This window comes from Pseudoalteromonas sp. MMG013 (assembly GCF_018100885.1).
GTDB classification, from domain to species: domain Bacteria; phylum Pseudomonadota; class Gammaproteobacteria; order Enterobacterales; family Alteromonadaceae; genus Pseudoalteromonas; species Pseudoalteromonas aurantia.
Map to the genome: position 1 here is coordinate 1 of NZ_JAGJEE010000072.1, position 1,872 is coordinate 1,872.

At 34.0% G+C, this 1,872-nt stretch carries 3 protein-coding genes; all 3 read left to right on the top strand.

The annotated features are described in order from the left end of the window. Positions 1-394, top strand: a 394-nt coding sequence (locus J8L98_RS24350) for a hypothetical protein (RefSeq protein ID WP_210998646.1), incomplete at its 5' end; no start/stop codon positions are given. Beyond that, complete coding sequence (locus J8L98_RS24355) at positions 387-608, top strand: helix-turn-helix transcriptional regulator (protein ID WP_210998647.1); 222 nt, start codon at positions 387-389, stop codon at positions 606-608. The genes J8L98_RS24350 and J8L98_RS24355, both read left to right, overlap by 8 nt. A gap of 663 nt (positions 609-1,271) precedes the next feature. Continuing rightward, complete coding sequence (locus J8L98_RS24360) at positions 1,272-1,613, top strand: hypothetical protein (protein ID WP_210998648.1); 342 nt, start codon at positions 1,272-1,274, stop codon at positions 1,611-1,613. Positions 1,614-1,872 lie beyond the last annotated feature (259 nt).

Below are 1,872 nucleotides of genomic sequence, written 5' to 3' on the forward strand. Positions count from 1 at the left end.
CTATTTCTATCTAAAAAACGTGTTTTCAGCTAGCTCAGAACAACTTGCATCACCGGTTTGGCTGTCTGAACTGTTACTGCAAGTAATTATTTACAGTATTGTACTCATGGTGATCAGTTATATCGTGCTGGCTTTCATCAGCGATGATGAGCTTGAACAACCACTTGATGTGCGCGAAAAACAAATAAGCTTAGTTGGATATAAATACACCACGTATATATTACAAACAGGGATATGCATTGCAATCTTTCAATATCAAGCGCATGCGCAAGGGTTTGAATACAACATACCTTTTTTGCCATTACATATCATGGTTTGCGCCTTTTTATTGGCGGAAATAACCAACTACGCGACACAACTCTACAAAGGACGAACCGGAGCTATTTATGGCTAGTGGCGTTATTACCAATTCAATTCGAACTCTGCGCTTTTTAAATAATGAAATGACGCAAAAGCAACTGGCTCAGGAAATTGGCGTAACACGTCAAACCGTCATGGCGATTGAGGCCAATAAATACTCTCCATCGCTTGAAGTAGCATTTAAAATTGCGACGGTATTTAAGTTACCACTAGAAGAGGTATTTCAATATCAACACTCTAGTGACTAATGTTTTTGTAAGCTCTGAAACGGTTGTATGTGAAAATAATCATCTAGGCAGCTCAGCTGCTGTTATGAACACATGACTTTTCTCTCAATTGATTACCTCATTAGAGCATAAAATGTAGGAGATGAGATATTCGTTATTCATAATGCCATCAGTCGCTAGTTTTATTGATAATACATACTGAGTAGCTTTACCCACACAACTACCACTCATTCTCGTAGTTCAATTATTTGTTATTAGCGCTATTCGTTTGATGTTGGATGCTTACCACTTCCAAATAGCAAAAACATCATAACATACACAATGTACTATTAAGTGGCAGTCATGCATTGCTCAAAAATCTGCCTATTCATTCTCTGTACTTACCATATTTATCACGCACATAGTTTGTGATATATAAACAGTAATTAATACATTCATTGACATTATAAATTGATAGTTTTTTATTTATAACACTAAGCTATTAGAATTAGGAAAACCGAAATAAAGTAAAAATCAAATACATTATTTTAAACTAGCAATGGAATAAGTGCATTTATGTTTACTGTTGTTAACAACAATTCAAACCAAAATAAATTAATTTCATGATGCATTTTCCAGCAATCATGTTAAATTACTTCAGCCGCGATGATAGTGGCTTTTAATTAGAATTTTTTAAGGATAAAAATGAAAGCTAAAAATATACTTACTTTAATAACTTGCTCTTTTTTATTTAGTTCAGTTTTTTTAAATAAAGCAGCAGCCTCTCAAAAGGTAACTTATTATTCGAAAGAGTGTAATTATACAAACTCTGGAATAACACAAAAGAATGGAACTCTTTATTCTTTTTCGGCAGGTGAAACTCGATATACATCTTGGTTCAGCGCTCCAGAACAGGCAGTTTGCCCTGAGCCAAGATCCGTTATGGGCGAGTTTAAGAGCTTGATCTGGCCAGCGCCTGTTATATACGACCTAGTATATGTGCCACTTAGCTCAGTTAAATTACTTACTCGGGTTGTAACTGAATAGTTCTTTTAGCGCTATATAGCTGTTGCTTTTACAAACGGCTATATAGTGTAAAGTTTACAATGCTATATCCATATTTTATCAAAAACTCAAATAAACAACCTGCACTGCACATCTAAAATAAAAATAACATGACGTAATAAACATTGCATAAATATAAATATTCTTATCATTACTTTAAAAACAATACGATTCATTCTCTCTTTCATAGTATTACGATGCAAACAAAGAATTAGCGCTTATGAACTTTCTCCATGACAAC

Bases quoted from the DNA above. Each gene is read 5' to 3' on its own strand.
- J8L98_RS24355 (WP_210998647.1), top strand. From the start codon at position 387: ATGGCTAGTGGCGTTATTACCAATTCAATTCGAACTCTGCGCTTTTTA.
- J8L98_RS24360 (WP_210998648.1), top strand. From the start codon at position 1,272: ATGAAAGCTAAAAATATACTTACTTTAATAACTTGCTCTTTTTTATTT.